At 38.4% G+C, this 17,184-nt stretch carries 10 protein-coding genes and 3 tRNA genes; 11 read left to right on the top strand and 2 right to left on the bottom strand.

Translation table 11 applies throughout. The features are described from left to right. The first annotated feature begins 131 nt into the window (after positions 1–131). From pntA to pdxR, 7 genes are all read left to right on the top strand, one after another. A complete protein-coding gene (gene pntA, locus QS62_RS10125; protein WP_066109701.1) occupies positions 132–1,664 on the top strand; it encodes a Re/Si-specific NAD(P)(+) transhydrogenase subunit alpha in 1,533 nt (510 codons plus the stop codon). Between the two features lie 10 nt (positions 1,665–1,674). Then, the gene (gene pntB, locus QS62_RS10120; protein ID WP_066109699.1) at positions 1,675–3,048 is read left to right on the top strand and encodes a Re/Si-specific NAD(P)(+) transhydrogenase subunit beta; all 1,374 of its coding nucleotides are present in this window, start codon (positions 1,675–1,677) and stop codon (positions 3,046–3,048) included. A 143-nt stretch (positions 3,049–3,191) separates the two neighbouring features. Further along, positions 3,192–4,019, top strand: a complete 828-nt coding sequence (dapD, locus tag QS62_RS10115; protein WP_066109697.1) for a 2,3,4,5-tetrahydropyridine-2,6-dicarboxylate N-succinyltransferase — start codon at positions 3,192–3,194, stop codon at positions 4,017–4,019. A 114-nt stretch (positions 4,020–4,133) separates the two neighbouring features. Beyond that, positions 4,134–4,640, top strand: coding sequence for a hypothetical protein (locus QS62_RS10110; protein WP_066109693.1), 507 nt, complete (start codon positions 4,134–4,136; stop codon positions 4,638–4,640). 326 nt (positions 4,641–4,966) lie between these two features. Beyond that, on the top strand, positions 4,967–9,433 hold the full coding sequence (gene gltB / locus QS62_RS10105; RefSeq protein ID WP_066109689.1) for a glutamate synthase large subunit: 4,467 nt from the start codon (positions 4,967–4,969) through the stop codon (positions 9,431–9,433). Positions 9,434–9,496: 63 nt separating this feature from the next. Then, positions 9,497–10,924 carry an FAD-dependent oxidoreductase gene (locus QS62_RS10100; protein ID WP_066109685.1) on the top strand — a complete coding sequence of 476 codons (1,428 nt, stop codon included), beginning with the start codon at positions 9,497–9,499 and terminating at the stop codon, positions 10,922–10,924. Between the two features lie 87 nt (positions 10,925–11,011). Next, positions 11,012–12,430, top strand: a complete 1,419-nt coding sequence (pdxR, locus tag QS62_RS10095) for a MocR-like pyridoxine biosynthesis transcription factor PdxR (protein ID WP_066109681.1) — start codon at positions 11,012–11,014, stop codon at positions 12,428–12,430. A 31-nt stretch (positions 12,431–12,461) separates the two neighbouring features. Here the strand turns inward: pdxR and QS62_RS10090 are convergent, their stop codons facing one another. Both QS62_RS10090 and hemL read right to left on the bottom strand, forming a co-directional pair. Beyond that, a complete protein-coding gene (locus tag QS62_RS10090) occupies positions 12,462–13,856 on the bottom strand; it encodes a Do family serine endopeptidase (protein WP_066109678.1) in 1,395 nt (464 codons plus the stop codon). A 176-nt stretch (positions 13,857–14,032) separates the two neighbouring features. Continuing rightward, entirely contained in the window at positions 14,033–15,319 is a 1,287-nt protein-coding gene (gene hemL, locus QS62_RS10085) for a glutamate-1-semialdehyde 2,1-aminomutase (RefSeq protein ID WP_066109674.1), read from the bottom strand. Positions 15,320–15,481: 162 nt separating this feature from the next. Between hemL and wecA the strand changes: the two genes are divergently transcribed. The 4 genes from wecA to QS62_RS10065 all read left to right on the top strand — a co-directional run bounded on the left by wecA (position 15,482) and on the right by QS62_RS10065 (position 17,032). Continuing rightward, positions 15,482–16,558: a UDP-N-acetylglucosamine--undecaprenyl-phosphate N-acetylglucosaminephosphotransferase gene (wecA, locus tag QS62_RS10080; protein ID WP_066109670.1), complete on the top strand. Its 1,077-nt coding sequence runs from the start codon at positions 15,482–15,484 to the stop codon at positions 16,556–16,558. A 188-nt stretch (positions 16,559–16,746) separates the two neighbouring features. After that, a tRNA-Arg gene (locus QS62_RS10075) sits at positions 16,747–16,823 on the top strand. A gap of 47 nt (positions 16,824–16,870) precedes the next feature. Continuing rightward, a tRNA-His gene (locus tag QS62_RS10070) sits at positions 16,871–16,946 on the top strand. Between the two features lie 9 nt (positions 16,947–16,955). Then, positions 16,956–17,032 (top strand) — tRNA-Pro (locus tag QS62_RS10065). The last annotated feature ends 152 nt before the right edge of the window (positions 17,033–17,184 follow it).

Here is a 17,184-nt window from a genome sequence, read left to right as displayed (position 1 = left end):
CCCTTTTTTCTGATTTTAGTGATACAGTTAAGCGGCGTGAGCTCAAAATTTAGATATTATGAAGCTCATCTTTTCTGGTGGGGTAAGCGAGATTGCCCTAATGAACAACGAGCTGATTTTAAGGAATAATTATGCTAATTGGTGTACCTAAAGAACTGCTCGATAAGGAATGTCGTGTGGCGGCAACGCCAAAAACCGTGCAACAAATTAAGAAACTCGGTTTTGATGTGATTATTGAGCAAAATGCTGGTTTTAGAGCAAGTTTTGAAGATCATGCTTTTGTAGAAGCAGGAGCAAAGATTGGGCAAACAGATGATGTATGGCAAGCAGATGTCATCTTAAAAGTAAACCCGCCTACAGATGAAGAAATTGCTAAGATTAAAGAGAGAGCTACGCTAATTAGCTTTATTTGGCCTGCACAACGACCTGATTTAATGAAAAAACTTTCTGCGAAGAAAATTAATGTATTAGCGATGGATGCAGTGCCACGTATTTCTCGTGCTCAATCATTAGATGCGTTAAGTTCAATGGCAAATATCGCTGGTTATCGTGCTGTGGTAGAAGCTGCTCATGAATTTGGCAGCTTTTTTACTGGGCAAATTACAGCGGCAGGTAAAGTACCACCAGCTAAAGTATTAGTGATTGGTGCTGGGGTAGCTGGATTAGCAGCAATTGGTGCTGCAAATAGTCTAGGGGCGATTGTACGGGCCTTTGACTCTCGTCCAGAAGTAAAAGAACAAGTGGAAAGTATGGGCGCTTCATTCCTTGAAATTAATTATCAGGAAGAGGGTGGTAGCGGCGATGGTTATGCGAAAGTGATGTCTGAAGAGTTTAACCGTCGTGCATTAGCGCTCTATGCAGAACAAGCAAAAGAAGTCGATATCATTATTACAACGGCATTGATTCCAGGAAAACCTGCGCCACGCTTAATTACTAAAGAAATGGTTGCGACAATGAAACCGGGTAGCGTGATTGTCGATCTTGCTGCGGCAACAGGTGGTAACTGTGAATTATCTAAAGCAGATGAAGTGGTTGTTACTGAAAATCAAGTGAAGATCATTGGTTATACTGATTTACCGAGCCGTTTGCCAACACAATCATCACAACTTTATGGTACTAACTTAGTGAATTTACTCAAATTATTGTGTAAAGAGAAAGATGGTACTATCAATATTGATTTTGAAGATGTTGTGCAACGTGGAGTGACTGTTATTCGTGATGGTGAAATTACTTGGCCAGCACCACCAATTAAAGTTTCTGCACAGCCACAAAAACCAAAAGCAGCGAAAAAAGAAGAACCAGCAGAAGAGAAGAAGGCAAATCCTACACGTAAGATCGGTTTAATTGCGACAGCAATTGTTTTATATATGTGTATTGCTTCTGTGGCGCCAGCGGCGTTCTTATCACACTTTACTGTTTTCGTACTCTCTTGTGTGGTTGGGTACTATGTAGTTTGGAATGTAAGTCATGCGTTACATACACCGTTGATGGCAGTAACTAATGCAATTTCTGGCATTATTATTGTTGGGGCATTGTTGCAAATTGGACATGGACATTTTCTTGTGAGTGTCTTGGCATTCATCGCTATTTTAGTCGCAAGTATCAATATTTTTGGTGGGTTTAAAGTAACTCAACGTATGTTGGCGATGTTTAGAAAAGGTTAAGGAGTAGATCATGTCTGAAAGTTTTGTACATGCCGCCTATATTATTGCTGCGGTATTATTCATCATGAGTTTAGCGGGATTATCTAAACACGAAACCGCCAAAGCAGGTTGCTGGTATGGGATTGTTGGTATGGGTATTGCGCTCTTTACCACTGTTTTTGGTCCGCATACCCATGGTCAAATTTGGATCATCATTGCGATGATTATTGGGGCGATTTTAGGTATCCGCAAAGCGTTAAAAGTTGAAATGACTGAAATGCCTGAATTAGTGGCGTTATTGCATAGCTTTGTAGGGCTAGCTGCGGTATTAGTTGGTTTTAATAGCTATCTTTCACACGAAGTAACAGATCCAACTTTAGTCAATATTCATAATATTGAAGTCTTTTTAGGCGTATTTATTGGTGCAGTAACCTTCACAGGTTCAATTGTGGCATTTGGTAAATTGCGTGGCATCTTTAATTCTAAAGCATTGATGTTACCGCATCGCCACAAATTGAATTTATTAGCATTAGTTGTTTCATTCTTATTAATGTTAGTGTTCTTAAATTCACCGTCATTATTCCCACTAGTATTAATGACCATTATTGCATTAGTGTTTGGTTGGCATCTTGTTGCTTCAATTGGTGGAGCGGATATGCCAGTAGTGGTGTCAATGTTGAACTCTTATTCTGGTTGGGCAGCAGCGGCAGCGGGCTTTATGTTAAGCAATGACTTGTTGATTGTAACTGGTGCATTGGTTGGTTCTTCAGGGGCAATCTTGTCTTATATTATGTGTCGTGCGATGAACCGTTCATTTATTAGTGTAATTGCTGGTGGTTTCGGTAATGATGTTGTTGCTTCAAGTGATGCTGAGCAGGGTGAGCATCGTGAGATTAAAGCAGAAGAAGTGGCTGAAATGTTGAAGAATGCAAGTTCTGTCATCATTACTCCAGGATATGGTATGGCAGTGGCTCAAGCGCAATATCCAGTGGCTGAAATTACGCAAAAATTGCGTGAAAAAGGGGTAAATGTACGTTTTGGTATTCACCCAGTTGCTGGTCGTTTACCAGGGCATATGAACGTATTATTGGCTGAAGCGAAAGTGCCTTATGACATCGTATTAGAAATGGATGAAATTAATGATGATTTCGCTGATACTGATGTAGTATTGGTCATTGGTGCAAATGATACGGTAAACCCAGCAGCACAAGACGATCCAAATAGCCCAATTGCGGGTATGCCAGTGTTAGAAGTTTGGAAGGCGCAAAATGTTATAGTGTTCAAACGTTCAATGAATACTGGTTATGCTGGAGTGCAAAATCCATTGTTCTTTAAAGAAAATACCCAAATGTTATTTGGTGACGCAAAAGAGAGCGTGGACAATATCTTAAAAGCATTAAACTAAGTTAGATTAAGGGCTGCTGATGCAGCCCTTAGTTATCAGGTATATAGTTTAATCTCAGCGAGAATTTAGCTTTCTGACTTTTTCTTATTGGCAAAATATGATAAAACTATGGCTCTTTTTGAGTGTTTAATTTAGGGAAGACAATGTCAAACTTACAACAAATTATTGAAGAAGCGTTTGAAAGACGCACAGAAATTACCCCAACTACAGTTGATGCGGCAACAAAGGCGGCTGTTGAACAAGTGATTTTGGATTTAGATAGTGGTAAACGCCGCGTTGCAGAAAAAATTAATGGTGAATGGGTAGTTAACCAATGGCTGAAAAAAGCAGTATTACTCTCTTTCCGTATTAATGACAATCAGGTAATGGAAAGTTGTGAAACTAAATATTATGACAAAGTGCCAATGAAATTTGCGGATTACGACGAAGCACGCTTTAAACAAGAGGGTTTTCGTGTTGTTCCTCCAGCAGCAGTTCGCCAAGGCGCATTTATTGCTAAGAATACAGTGTTAATGCCATCTTATGTCAATATCGGTGCTTACGTAGATGAAGGTACTATGGTGGATACTTGGGCAACTGTTGGCTCTTGTGCACAAATTGGTAAAAATGTGCATTTGTCTGGTGGTGTAGGAATTGGCGGTGTTTTAGAACCATTACAAGCTAATCCAACCATTATTGAAGATAACTGTTTTATTGGTGCACGTTCAGAAATTGTTGAAGGTGTGATTGTTGAAGAAGGATCAGTGATCTCAATGGGCGTGTTTATCGGTCAAAGTACAAAAATTTATGATCGTGAAACAGGAGAAATTCATTATGGTCGTGTACCAGCGGGTTCAGTAGTCGTTTCTGGCAGCTTACCAAGCAAAGATGGTACTCATAGCCTTTATTGTGCGGTGATCGTGAAAAAAGTTGATGCCAAGACACGTGGTAAAGTGGGGATCAATGAACTATTAAGAACAATTGATGAATAATATTATTTGATTGTTTGGTATTCAGCCTATTTTTATCTGAAAAATAGGCTGTTTTTTAGATAGTACAAAATTGTGTATGATAAATAGGGTATTTATTAAAAAGGAGATTTCATAATGAAAAAGACACTATTAGCAACTTTAGTTTTAACTACATCTTTAGCTTTAACAGGTTGTTTTGATAAAGAAACTAAAGAAACTGTTACTAATGCAGCAACAGAAACTAAAGCAGCAGCTGCAGAAGTAAAAGATGCAGCGGCAGCTAAAGTGGAAGAAGCTAAACAAGCAGTAGCAGAAAAAGTTGACGCAGCGAAAGAAGCTACTGCAGAGAAAGTAGATCAAGCAAAAGAAGCAGCAGCTGAAGCGAAAGATGCCGCAGCAGAAAAAGTTGACGCAGCGAAAGAAGCTGTTGCAGAGAAAGTAGATCAAGCGAAAGAAGCAGCTGCTGAAGCGAAAGACGCGGCAGCAGAAAAAGTTGATGCAGCGAAAGAAGCTACTGCAGAGAAAGTAGATCAAGCAAAAGAAGCAGCGACTGAAGTGAAAGATGCAGCAGCAAGCAAAGTAGAAGAAGCATCAAAAGCAGTTGCTGATAAAGCAGAAGAATTAAAAAGCGAAACTAAATAATTGACAGCTTATTAATTATTTAATCAGCAATTATTATTGATTAGATTCTTTTTTATCTTAAGAAACCTCATGTTATTGGCATGAGGTTTTCTTTTTCTCAAAAAAACATATTTCTCTATTTATTTGAGAATTATTCTCATCTAAATAAACGCGCATTTATTGATAGATATGTAAGAAAAAGAGATAAAAATAAGATAGAGATTAATAAAATTATAAAAATAGTAAAATCCATCAAAAAGGCTTTGACTAATATTTGCCTTTTTTGGTATGTTCAAATCCTTCTAATAAATAATAAAACAATAAACACAACATTTAAGGAATCTATTATGCTTTATAACAAAGATGAGGTTCGGGAGAACTGTGGTTTTGGCTTAATAGCACATCTTGATGGTGAGCAGAGTCATAAAGTTGTGCGTACAGCTATTTTGGGATTATCAAGAATGCAACATCGTGGAGCGGTGTTGTCAGATGGTAAAACAGGTGATGGCTGTGGTTTGCATTTACAAATGCCAAAACGTTTTTTCCATTTTATTGCCGAAGAACAAGGTTTTAAATTAAACAAAAATTTTGGTGTGGGGCAAATCTTCTTTCCAACAGATCCAGCATTAATTGAACAATATAGTGCCATCATTAAAGAAGAATTAACTAAAGAAACATTGACCATTACAGCATGGCGTGATGTTGCGATTAATCCATCTGTTTTGGGATCAATTGCAGCTGCAAGTTTACCAGCAATTAAACAAGTTTTTGTTAATGTGCCTGCTGGATGGGGTATCAAGGATATGGAACGTCGTCTATTTATGGCGCGTCGTCGTATCGAAAATCGTATTGATCACCCAGATTTCTATATTTGTAGTTTTTCTAGCCAAATTATTATTTATAAAGGCTTATGTATTCCTAAAGATTTACCTAAATTCTATTTAGATTTAGCAGATTTGCGGATGGAAAGTGGTATTTGTTTATTCCACCAACGTTTCTCAACTAATACGTTACCAAAATGGAAATTAGCGCAACCATTCCGCTATTTAGCACATAATGGAGAAATTAATACCATTTCAGGTAACAGAGCATGGGCAAGAGCGCGTGCTTATAAATATCACACCCCATTAATTCCTGATTTACAAACTATTGCGCCTTTTGTGAATGAAACAGGTTCTGACTCTAGTTCTTTGGATAATATGCTGGAATTATTTGTTAATGGTGGTATGGATTTATTCCGAGCAATGCGTTTACTTATTCCACCTGCATGGCAGCATAATCCTGATATGGATGATGATTTACGTGCATTCTATGACTTTAACTCAATGCACATGGAACCTTGGGACGGTCCGGCTGGTATCGTATTGAGTGATGGTCGTCATGTAGCTTGTAACCTTGACCGTAATGGGCTTCGTCCAGCACGTTATGTAATTACGCAAGATAAATTAATTACTATTGCCAGTGAAGTGGGTATCTGGGACTATGCTCCTGATGAAGTGATTGAAAAAGGACGTATCGGACCTGGTGAGTTATTAGTAATTGATACTGAGCATGGTAAATTAATTCATTCACAAGAAATTGATAAAGAGCTCAAAGAGCGTCACCCATATCGTGAATGGTTAAATCGCAATGTGCATCGTTTAGTACCATTTGAGAATGTACCAGATGATCAAGTGGGAGAGGCGGAGTTTGATGCACAAGAATTATTAACCTATCAAAAACAATTCGCTTACGACAAAGAAGAGTTGGAAAGTATCTTACGAGTATTAGGGGAAAATGGACAGGAAGCTGTTGGCTCAATGGGAGATGATACACCTTTTGCGGTGTTATCAACTCGTCCACGTGTGATTTATGACTATTTCCGCCAATATTTTGCGCAAGTTACTAACCCGCCAATTGACCCATTACGTGAAGCACATGTAATGAGTTTAAATACTAGTATTGGTCAGGAAATGAGTGTCTTCTTTGAAACAGAAGGGATGTCACACCGCGTTAATTTTAAATCGCCGGTATTGCTGTACTCTGATATGCAGCAATTATTAAACTTGCCACAAGAATACTATAAACATGAAATTCTTGATGCGACTTATGATCCGCAACAAATGACGTTGAAAGAAGCGATTGCTGATATTGCAAAACAAGCGGAGCAAGCGGCACGTAATGGCGCGGTATTAGTGGTTTTATCTGACCGTCAAATTTCACCACAACGTATTCCAATTCCAGCAGCATTATCTGTTGGCGCAGTACAGCAACGTTTGGTAGAGAAAAATTTACGTTGTGACTCGAATATTATTGTTGAAACAGGTTCGGCTCGTAACCCACACCATTTTGCGGTACTACTTGGTTTAGGGACAACGGCGGTTTATCCATATCTTGCTTATGAAAGCTTAAGTGAAATGGTGGCAAGTGGTGCAATTCAAAAACCATTACGTACGGTATTACTGAATTTCCGCAAAGGTATTGATAAAGGGTTATACAAAATTATCTCGAAAATGGGAATTTCAACCATTTCATCTTATCGTTGTGCGCATTTGTTTGAGGCGGTTGGTTTTAATCAAGAAATTGTCGAACTCTGCTTTAAACGTATTACTTGCCGTATTGAAGGTGCATCATTTGCTGATTTGGATCAGGACATGCAGCAATTACAACGTCAAGCATGGCGTGCAAGTCAGGCATTACCGACAGGCGGTTTCCTCAAATATAAACCGGATGGTGAGTACCATGCTTATAATCCAGACGTGGTGAATTATTTACAACAAGCGGTAAATAGTGGCGATTATCAGATTTATCAAAAATATGCAGATACAGTCAATAATCGTCCGATTGCGACAATTCGCGATATGTTGAAATTGAATTTAGATGAGCAGAAAGCAATTTCAATTGAAAAAGTAGAACCAGCAGAAAATCTGTATAAACGTTTTGATACTGCTGCAATGAGTATTGGTGCGTTAAGTCCAGAAGCTCACGAAGCCTTAGCAACTGCAATGAACCGTTTAGGTGGCTACTCTAACTCTGGTGAAGGTGGAGAAGATCCTCGTCGTTACGGTACAGAAAAAGTATCACGCATTAAACAAGTTGCTTCAGGACGTTTTGGAGTAACACCTGCTTATTTGATGAGTGCAGACGTGATTCAAATCAAAGTGGCGCAAGGAGCGAAACCGGGTGAAGGCGGTCAATTACCGGGTGATAAAGTAACGCCATATATTGCGCAACTTCGTTATGCGGTTCCAGGTTCAACCTTAATTTCACCACCACCGCATCACGATATTTACTCTATTGAGGATTTAGCACAATTAATTTTCGATCTTAAGCAGATCAACCCACGTGCTTTAATCTCAGTGAAATTAGTGTCTTTACCAGGTGTTGGCACGATTGCGACAGGTGTAGCGAAAGCATACGCTGATTTAATCACCATTGCTGGTTATGATGGTGGTACAGGGGCAAGTCCACTTTCTAGTGTGAAATATGCAGGTTCTCCTTGGGAATTAGGTTTAGCCGAAGCACAACAAGCATTGGTTGAAAACAATCTTCGTCATAAAGTTCGTTTACAAGTTGATGGTGGTTTAAAAACTGGCTTAGATGTTATTAAGGCGGCGATTTTAGGGGCAGAAAGTTTTGGTTTTGGTACAGGACCAATGGTGGCTTTAGGTTGTCGTTACTTGAGAATCTGCCATTTGAATAATTGTGCAACTGGTATTGCAACACAAGATGAAAAGCTCAGAAATGAGCATTATCACGGCTTACCAGAAAAAGCGATGAATTATTTTAAATTTATTGCACAAGATGTTCGTGAATGGTTGGCAAAATTAGGTGTAGAGAAATTAACTGATCTGATTGGTAGAACCGATTTATTAAGTGTCATTGAAGGACAAACGGCAAAACAACGTGGTTTAGATCTGACAAAATTATTATATGCACCGAAAGTGCCAGCTGGCAGTGCAAGATATTGTACGCAAAGCAATCCACCAATGGATAAAGGTTTATTGAATAAGGCGATATTACAAGAAGTGGGTGATGCGTTTGATTATAACGATGAACAACACTTAGATTTAACCTTTGATGTCAATAATACTGACCGTTCTGTTGGGGCAACCTTGTCAGGTATGATTGCGAATAAATATGGCAATAATGGTCATGCTCGTAAGAAAGTGGATATTCGTTTGAACGGTACAGTTGGACAAAGTTTTGGAGTTTGGTTAGCTGGTGGCGTGAATTTATATCTCACTGGTGATGCGAATGACTACGTTGGTAAAGGTATGGCTGGCGGTAAGATCGTTATTCGTCCGCACACTGGGGTAAGTTTCCAACCAGAATATTCTACAATTGCGGGCAATACCTGTTTATATGGTGCAACTGGCGGTAGTTTATTTGCTTCTGGTCGTGTTGGTGAACGTTTTGCGGTACGTAACTCTGGCGCAACTGCGGTAGTAGAAGGTATCGGTGATAATGGTTGTGAATATATGACCGGCGGTGTAGTTTGTGTTTTAGGTAAAACCGGGATCAATTTTGGTGCAGGGATGACTGGCGGTTTCGCTTATGTTCTTGATACAGATGGTAAATTCCGTACAAGAATCAATCCAGAATTAGTGGAAGGATTAGCGATAACTGATTTACCAACTCACCAAGAGCATTTACGTGGTTTGTTGATGCGTCATTATGATGAAACGCACAGTCCTTTAGCAGAACGTATTTTGAATAATTGGGCTGATTATGCTGATAAATTCGTATTGGTGAAACCAAAAGCGAATGATCTGAATGCGTTATTAGGACATCAACGCCGTACAGTAAATGAACTCGGTGTGGTAACACAATAATTTTCCATCGCCTTAGTTTTTAATAATTAAGGCGAGCATTAGAATGAATTAAAGGAAAAGAAAATGAGCCAGCAAGGAAATATTTATCAATTTATTGATTTGCCAAGAATTGATCCACAGAAAAAATCATTAGAACAACGTAAAACACAATTTATTGAAATTTATCAGATTTTTGATGAAACACAGGCTAAGGCACAAGCAGATCGTTGCCTTGCTTGCGGTAACCCATATTGTCAGCACCGTTGTCCGTTACATAATAATATTCCAGATTGGTTAAAACTCACCTATGAAGGACGTATTATTGAAGCGGCAGAGCTAGCGCATGAAACCAATACATTGCCTGAAGTATGTGGTCGAGTTTGTCCACAAGATCGTCTATGTGAAGGATCTTGTACTCTAAATGCAGAATTTGGTGCGGTAACTATTGGTAATATCGAAAAATATATTACCGAAACTGCATTTGCGATGGGGTGGCGACCAAAAGTAAAAGATATTCCACATTCAGGTAAAAGTGTGGCTGTCATTGGTGCTGGACCGGCAGGTTTAGGTTGTGCAGAACAACTGATTCGCAATGGCGTGTCTGTAACTGTTTACGAACGTCAAGCAGAAATCGGTGGTTTGCTTACTTATGGTATTCCAGCATTTAAATTAGAAAAAGATGTGATGAAACGCCGTCGTGAAATCTTTACTGAAATGGGCATAGAATTCAAACTTGGTGTCACTATTGGTGAAGATGTACAGTTAGCTGATTTGGTTAAACAGTATGATGCAGTATTCCTTGGTGTAGGTACTTATCAAGGTATGAAAGCAGGTATTCCAAATGAGGATGCTGAAGGTGTTTATTCTGCATTACCATTCTTAATTGCTAATACACAACAGTTATTAGGGCAAAATCCAGATAACTATGTGTCAGTAGCCGGCAAACGAGTTGTCGTATTAGGTGGTGGTGATACAGCAATGGACTGTGTCCGTACTTCTGTTCGTCAGCAAGCTGCTGAGGTAACTTGTGTTTATCGTCGTGATCAGGCGAATATGCCGGGTAGCCGTAAAGAGTTCGTGAATGCGAAAGAAGAAGGCGTGCAGTTCCAATTTAATGCACAACCAGTAGCGATTGAAGCCGAACCTGTTGCTGTACACACAGAAAATGGACGTGTAACAGGTATTGAAGTGGTTGAAACGAAGATGGGTGAACCTGATCAAAATGGTCGTCGTCGTGCTGAAATTGTCGCTGGTAGTGAACGAATCATTCCGTGTGATGCCGTGATTGTTGCGTTTGGTTTTGCTCCACATAATATGCCATTCTTAGAACAAGTTGGTGTGACAACTGACTCACGTGGACGCATTGAATTGAAAGGCGAGTTTAAACAACAAACCGCTAATCCAAAAGTTTTTGCTGGCGGTGATGTAACTCGTGGTTCTGATTTAGTGGTAACTGCGATTGCGGAAGGACGTGATGCAGCTAAAGGCATTATGGATTATTTAAATATTTAATGACATAAGAAATCATTTATTTGTAGAGAGTTGGTATATAGTGTTGATTACCAACTCTTTTTTATTTTAAGGATTATAGATTAGTTGATGAAACATTTCGCCTATCAGCTGAATAAGTCATTATCGCAGCCACTTTATTTACAACTATATCAACAAATTAAACAAGCTATTCATCAAGGAATATTGCAACAAGGTGAAGCGTTACCTGCTAAGCGGCGTTTAGCTGATTATTTGGCAATTAGTCAAAATACAGTTGAAAACAGTTATGCACAGTTATTAGCGGAAGGCTATATTGAATCAAAACCGCGAATAGGATATTTCGTATCAACAGAGTTATTGCCGACGATGATGCCATTAGTGACATCAGTTAATGAAATTTCCCAAACAATACCAGAACAGAAATGGCAATATGATTTTAATCCTAATGTCATTGATGGGCAGCATTTCCCCTTTGAATTGTGGAAAAAATTACAAAAACAATTTTTAAATCGTCAACATACAAACTTGTTAGCATTAGGAGATAAACAAGGAGAATATGAATTACGCCGACAAATTGCGGATTATTTATATTCTGCTCGTGGTGTGAAATGTCGTCCAGAGCAGGTAGTAATTAATGCTGGGGTAGAATTGTGTTTATTACAACTAATGTTGTTATGGCAGCATCGTTATCCAGCTCAACAAGCGCATTATGCAATGGAAGAGTTTGGTTATCCAGTAGTAGAAAAACTTTGGCAAAGTTATGCTGGACAAGTGCTGAAATTACCGATAGATAATCAAACTCATAAAGTGGACTTATCCATTTTATCGCAGCATCATATTGATTTGCTTTATATTACCCCATCACATCAATATCCTTTTGGCAGTGTGCTGACGATCGGTGAACGCCAACAATTATTGGCGTGGGCAAATACCAAAGAACAGCGTTATTTGATAGAAGATGATTATGACAGCGAGTTCCGCTATCAAGGTAAACCAATTCCTGCATTAAAGAGTTTAGATCAACATAATAAAGTGGTTTATTTAGGCTCTTTTTCTAAATTGATTATGCCATCAGTACGTATCTCTTATATGGTTTTACCAGAACCTTTATTGGCGATATACCAACAGAAAATTAATTTTTTTAATTCTTCAGTTTCGCGATTAGATCAGCAAGTTGTGGCATTGTTTATGCAGAGTGGTGCGTTTGAAAAGCATATTAATCGGATGCGTAAATATTATCGGCGAAAAATGGAACTATTGTGCCAACAGTTAAAATTATATTCTCCTTCTATTCGATTTTGGGGTGAAAGCTCAGGATTTTATCTTTTAATTGAGGTTGTTGATACGCCATATACATTGCAGCAGTTATTAGCATTTGCTGAACAACAGGCGATCAAAGTTTATCCAATTGAATTGCACCAACGTAAGTTATTTGTATTAGGTTTTGGCAATTTAAGTGAACAAGCTTTATTAACAGGCGTTAAGCTGTTATTAGAGGGTTGGCAAATAAAAAAGCCTACTCGGTGAGATGAGTAGGCTTTGCACGTTAAGGAGAATATTAACGAATAAAGAGATAGAAATTATTGTTGCCACGAATAATGTTTAGTGCAACGGCAGATGGTTTGCTATCTAGGATTTTACGTAATTCACCAAGATTATTGATTTTATGACGATTGATACCAACGATAACATCACCTTTCTTTAATCCAAGTTGTTCTGCTTTTGAGTTTTGTTTTACTTCAGAAATAACAACACCTTTAAGATCTTTTTCATTGTAGTTTTTCAGATCTGCGCCATCTAAGCCAGGAATTACGCTATTGCCACTTGCTGCAGTTTCATTATCTGCTTGTAGTTTCACTTTGACGGTGTTTGATTTGCCATCACGTAAGTAGGTAATTTCCATTTCTTTGCCAGCGCCAGTAGTAGCGATTTTGGCACGTAGTTCAGAGAAGCTATTGATAGTTTGTCCATTAAGGGCAGTAATGATATCTCCAGCTTTTAAGCCAGCTTTAGCAGCAGCAGAATCTGGTAAAACTTCGCTAACAAAAGCACCTTTTTGCGCTTTTACGTCAAAGGCTTTAGCGAGATCAGCATTTAGTTCACCACCTTTAATACCTAATACGCCACGTTTTACCTGACCGAATTCAACGATTTGTTGCGCTAAGCTATTTGCCATATTACTTGGAATTGCAAAGGCGATCCCAACATTACCATCGCTTGGGGCAATAATCGCAGTATTGATCCCGACGAGTTCACCTTTTAAGTTTAATAAAGGACCTCCAGAGTTACCTCTGTTTACAGCAGCATCAGTTTGAATATAGTTTTGGTAACTATTGGTATCATCATCTGCAGAACGACCTAATGCAGAAATAATTCCTGATGTAACAGTTTGTCCTAGACCAAATGGATTACCGACAGCGAGAACAAAATCACCAACTTTAACTTTATCAGAGTCAGCCATTTTGATTTGAGTTAAATCTTTAGCATTCTCTAATTTGAGTAATGCAACATCAGACATAGCATCATTGCCTAAGAGTTTCGCTTTATATTCTCTACCATCGTTTAAGGTAACAGTGATTTTATCAGCACCATCAACAACATGGTTATTAGTTAAGACGTAACCTTTGTCTGCATTAATAATCACCCCAGATCCTAACCCTTTAAATTGACGAGGTGAGCGTCCACCGAATTGATCTCCAAAGAAAAATTGGAATTCTGGTGGTAAATCAGCAAATGGATTATTTCCTGCAGAGTTATCATTTTCAGTAGTACCTTCTACGGAAATGGTGACAACAGCTGGTAATACTTGTTCGATAACAGGTGCTAAACTTGGTGTTGAGGTGGTTGTATTTTCTAAAAGTGGTACTGGGATATTGGCTTGGCTAGGCATTGAAGCACAAAGAACACTTAATCCCAAAGCGATACTAGTTAATACAAAATTTTTCTTTTTCATATAAATAAACATCCCTAAATTAATCAAAGTAATTTCTTACGAAATAATTTTCGCGACGGCTAAGACAACAAAATAGACAGGAATGTTCCCAGATAATGAGATGTTTAGAGAAAAAATGTACAAATTAACCCTTTTGGGGCAGAACGGCATAATATTAAATTATGCCGTTAAAGAGATTAAATAGCTAAAGATTGAAATGCAAGATCGGCAGCTTTTAAGGTGTTTTGGATATCTTCATCGCTATGTGCAAGCGACATAAAACCTGCTTCAAAAGCAGATGGTGCAAGATAAACACCATGAGATAACATTTGATGGAAGAATGTTTTAAAACGATCAATGTTACAGCTCATTACATCAGCGTAACTTTCCACTTTTGCTTTATCAGTGAAGAAGATACCAAACATACCTCCTACATAATTAACTACAAATGGAATTTGATGTTTTTGTGCTAATGCAGTTAATCCCTCAGCTAATGTTTTAGTTTTTTCTGCCAATAACACTTCATTGCCAGGTTTAGAAAGTTCGGTTAAACAAGCAATACCTGCTGCCATCGCAATTGGATTACCGGATAAAGTACCAGCCTGATAAACTGGGCCAGTTGGTGCGATATATTGCATAATTTCTTTTTTACCGCCAAAAGCACCTACTGGCATACCACCGCCAATAATTTTTCCTAAACAAGTAAGATCAGGGGTTACACCATAATAGGATTGTGCGCCAGCAAGAGCAACGCGGAACCCCGTCATCACTTCATCAATGATCAACAAAGCATGGTATTGATCGCAAAGTTGGCGTAAACCTTGTAGAAAACCTGGCTTTGGTGGAACACAGTTCATATTACCAGCAACAGGTTCAACAATAATACAGGCAATTTCGTCAGGATAACGTTTAAAAGTGTCTTCTACGGATTGCAAGTCATTATAAGTGCAGGTTAATGTATGTTTAGCAAAATCAGCAGGAACACCTGGTGAACTTGGTTGCCCCAATGTTAAAGCACCAGATCCGGCTTTTACGAGTAATGAATCTGCATGCCCATGATAACAACCTTCGAATTTGATAATTTTATCGCGTTTAGTATAGCCACGAGCAAGGCGGATAGCTGACATAGTTGCTTCAGTACCAGAGTTCACCATACGAACCATTTCAATAGAAGGAACTAATTTGCAGACTAATTCGGCTAATTTAATTTCTAATTCTGTTGGTGCACCAAAACTTAATCCGTTTTTAGCTGTGTCAATTACTGCCTGTAAAATTGTTGGATGGTTATGTCCTAATACCATTGGTCCCCAAGAACCTACATAATCAATATATTGTTTACCCTCTTCATCAAATAAATAAGCACCTTGAGCTCGATGAATAAAAACAGGAGTACTACCAACTCCATTGAAAGCTCTTACTGGAGAATTTACTCCACCGGGAATGACTTTTTGTGCTTGTGCAAAAAGGTTTTTAGATGATGTCATAATGTATTTTCTCTTGCTTGTTAAAAGTGTTCAATATTGTACTTGAAATCAATAGATAATGAAAAAAACAAATGTATTAGATGGCACTTTATGCTATTCTCTGCAACCATTCCAGCCCAATATATCAATGTCACAACGCGTATTTTAAGGGGTGTTTTAAATATGTGGTTGAGTTTTTTATTAACGTTTTTAAGCTCATTTCTTGCACTAATTCTTATGCGTCCAATTGCTGTAAAAATTGGATTAGTTGATAAACCAAATTATCGTAAACGTCATCAAGGTTTAATTCCATTAATTGGCGGAATAGCGTTATTTATTAGTAATGCTTGTTACTATTTCTTGGAATGGAATGATATGAGGCTGCCATACCTCTATCTAACTTGTGTGACAATCTTATTAATTATTGGGGTACTGGATGACAGATTTGATTTGAGTCCATTCCTGCGGGCGATTGTACAAGCAGCACTTGCTTTATCAATGATCTATATTGGTGATCTTTCATTAAATAATTTAGGTGAAATTATTGGACCTTTCCAAGTCACATTAGGTACGGCAGGGATTGTTATTACGGTGTTTGCTACCATAGCTATTGTTAATGCTTTTAATATGATTGATGGTATTGACGGCTTATTGGGCGGGTTATCTAGTGTCTCTTTTGCGGCAATTGGTATCCTATTAATGCTTGATGGACAAGTAGATTTAGGGGCGTGGTGTTTTGCATTAATTCTTTGCTTGATCCCTTATATCTTGTTTAACCTTTCTATTTTCGGCGTCAAAAATAAAGTATTTATGGGGGATTCAGGAAGTACCTTAATTGGATTCACAATGATTTGGATCTTATTATTAAGTACGCAAGGACATGGACACCCGATCAAACCTATCACAGCACTATGGCTAATTGCGATTCCACTTATTGATATGATTTGTGTCGTCATCCGCCGTTTGAAAAAGAAAAAAAGCCCATTCCGTCCAGACCGTTTGCATGTTCATCACTTAATGGTGAGAGCAGGATTAACTTCAAGACAAGCTTTTTTAGTCATTACCCTGATGGCGGCTATTTGTGCTGGCTTTGGTATTTTAGGTGAAATTTATTATGTCAATGAATGGTTAATGTTCTTTGGTTTTATCTTATTAATCTTTTTATATGGTTATTCGATTACCAGAGCATGGCGTGTTACTCGTTTTATTCGTCGTATTCAACGTCGATTGCGTAAAGCGAAAGGTTCAATGACGAAATAAACGAAAATGTTTTTGTTAATTTAATGATGAGATACAAAGCGACTGTTCGATTTTGTACATTAAATAACAGAAAAATGACTAAAAAATGGCGAGAAAGGGCAAATTATCGCCAAACAAAAAAAATATGAAAAAAAAACTAGACAGCTAAAATGAAAGTCATTAATATACGCCCCGCAACGACGCGATGAGCGCTCGTAGCTCAGTTGGATAGAGCGTTGGCCTCCGGAGCCAAAGGTCTCAGGTTCGAATCCTGTCGGGCGCGCCAGCTCGGTGTGGTTTGATAGCTAACGCGATGTCAACAAAATTTCAATGGTGGCTATAGCTCAGTTGGTAGAGCCCCGGATTGTGATTCCGGTTGTCGTGAGTTCGAGTCTCATTAGCCACCCCATTATTCTATCGGCGAGTAGCGCAGTTTGGTAGCGCAACTGGTTTGGGACCAGTGGGTCGTAGGTTCAAATCCTATCTCGCCGACCATTTTTTGTTCTTTAACATTTTATCAGACAATCTGTGTGGGCATTCGTAGATGATGTTTTTACTTTAAGTAAAAGAATTAAAAAATTATCTTGAATGCTGAATTTGAAGATTCATATGATTTGAATAACGAAGTCAGTTTTTTTAAGAGCGAA

The sequence above is a fragment of the Gallibacterium salpingitidis genome, assembly GCF_001678495.1.
GTDB lineage: Bacteria > Pseudomonadota > Gammaproteobacteria > Enterobacterales > Pasteurellaceae > Gallibacterium > Gallibacterium salpingitidis.
This window is presented reverse-complemented; position numbering and strand designations above follow the sequence as displayed.

Excerpts from the sequence above, each read along its gene's own strand:
- pntA (WP_066109701.1), top strand. The coding sequence starts at position 132 with ATGCTAATTGGTGTACCTAAAGAACTGCTCGATAAGGAATGTCGTGTG.
- pntB (WP_066109699.1), top strand. The coding sequence starts at position 1,675 with ATGTCTGAAAGTTTTGTACATGCCGCCTATATTATTGCTGCGGTATTA.
- dapD (WP_066109697.1), top strand. The coding sequence starts at position 3,192 with ATGTCAAACTTACAACAAATTATTGAAGAAGCGTTTGAAAGACGCACA.
- QS62_RS10110 (WP_066109693.1), top strand. The coding sequence starts at position 4,134 with ATGAAAAAGACACTATTAGCAACTTTAGTTTTAACTACATCTTTAGCT.
- gltB (WP_066109689.1), top strand. The coding sequence starts at position 4,967 with ATGCTTTATAACAAAGATGAGGTTCGGGAGAACTGTGGTTTTGGCTTA.
- QS62_RS10100 (WP_066109685.1), top strand. The coding sequence starts at position 9,497 with ATGAGCCAGCAAGGAAATATTTATCAATTTATTGATTTGCCAAGAATT.
- pdxR (WP_066109681.1), top strand. The coding sequence starts at position 11,012 with ATGAAACATTTCGCCTATCAGCTGAATAAGTCATTATCGCAGCCACTT.
- QS62_RS10090 (WP_066109678.1), bottom strand. The coding sequence starts at position 13,856 with ATGAAAAAGAAAAATTTTGTATTAACTAGTATCGCTTTGGGATTAAGT.
- hemL (WP_066109674.1), bottom strand. The coding sequence starts at position 15,319 with ATGACATCATCTAAAAACCTTTTTGCACAAGCACAAAAAGTCATTCCC.
- wecA (WP_066109670.1), top strand. The coding sequence starts at position 15,482 with ATGTGGTTGAGTTTTTTATTAACGTTTTTAAGCTCATTTCTTGCACTA.